This window comes from Phreatobacter oligotrophus (assembly GCF_003046185.1).
Lineage (GTDB): Bacteria > Pseudomonadota > Alphaproteobacteria > Rhizobiales > Phreatobacteraceae > Phreatobacter > Phreatobacter oligotrophus.
Window position 1 is genome coordinate 1 of record NZ_PZZL01000061.1, and the last position, 1,322, is coordinate 1,322.

1 protein-coding gene and 1 other annotated feature are annotated in these 1,322 nt (G+C 64.4%); the gene reads right to left on the reverse strand.

Annotation, left to right across the window (positions count from 1 at the left end):
• Nucleotides 1–39: 39 nt before the first annotated feature.
• A protein-coding gene (locus C8P69_RS23355) for an IS3 family transposase (protein ID WP_245902220.1) occupies nucleotides 40–1,271 on the reverse strand; the annotation gives its coding sequence in 2 pieces (ribosomal slippage) (nucleotides 40–977 and nucleotides 977–1,271; 1,233 coding nt in all).
• Nucleotides 871–987: a sequence feature (AL1L pseudoknot), on the reverse strand. (Overlaps the previous gene by 117 nt.)
• Nucleotides 1,272–1,322 lie beyond the last annotated feature (51 nt).

Here is a 1,322-nt window from a genome sequence, read left to right on the forward strand (position 1 = left end):
TGAACCGCCCCGGTTTTGCCGGAGGCCGGTTGTCTTAAGTTATGCGGCCATCGCTGTCTCTGCCAACGAGGCGTAATAGCGTTCCTCGGCTTCGGCCGGCGGGATGTTGCCGATGGGTTCGAGGAGGCGGCGGTTGTTGAACCAGTCGACCCAGGTCAGCGTCGCGAACTCGACCGCCTCGAAACTCCGCCAAGGCCCGCGCCGATGGATGAGCTCGGCTTTGTAGAGCCCGTTGATGGTCTCTGCGAGGGCGTTGTCGTAGCTGTCGCCGACACTGCCAACGGAGGGCTCAATGCCAGCCTCTGCCAAGCGCTCGGTGTAGCGGATGCTGACGTATTGCGATCCGCGGTCGCTATGGTGGATGAGCCCAGTTTTGCTGGCTGGCCTTCGCTCATGGAGGGCCTGCTCGAGCGCGTCCAGAACGAAGCTGGCATGGGCAGTCCGGCTGACCCGCCATCCCACGATGCGGCGGGCATAGGCATCGATCACAAAAGCCACATAGACGAACCCAGACCACGTCGAGACGTAGGTGAAGTCCGAGAGCCACAGCCGATCCGGCGCTGGGGCATGGAACACGCGGTTGACGTGATCGAGCGGACAAGGGGCGGCCTTGTCCTGGATGGTCGTGCGAGCCGGCTTGCCGCGGATGATGCCCTGGAGACCCAGCTCACGCATGAGCCGTTCCACGGTGCAGCGTGCAACGTCGACGCCCTCCCGCATCAACTGGCGCCAGACCTTGCGCACGCCATAGACCTCAAAGTTCTGGGCAAAGACGCGTGTAACCTCCGATCGCAGCACCTCGTCCCGCTGAGCCCGACAAGACCGCCGAGCGGGATCACGGCGCTGGGCGTGGTGTGCGTAGTACGTCGACGGGGCGATCGGCAGGACCTTGCAGATCGGCTCGACCCCATAGACGTCGCGATGATCGTCAATAAAGGCGATCATCGTTTGAACGGGCGGTCGAGCTCCGCCTGGGCGAAATAAGCAGATGCCTTGCGCAGGATCTCGTTGGCCTGGCGCAGCTCGCGGTTCTCCCGTTCGAGCGCCTTCAGCTTCTCCGCGACGTCGGAGGGAACGCCAGCGCGCTTCCCGCCATCGACCTCCGCCCGCTTGACCCACTCCAGCAGCGTGTGGGTTGAGCAGCCGATCTTGGCGGCGATCGAGGCGCAGGCGACCCAGCGCGAGGAGTGCTCGCCCTCCTGGTCGAGCACCAGCCGCACCGCCCGCTCGCGGACCTCAGGTGAGAACTTGTTCGTCGTCTTGCTCGTCATGGCTCCATCCTACTTGGAAGTTGGAGCCTCCGGCAGACCCGGGGCGGTTCA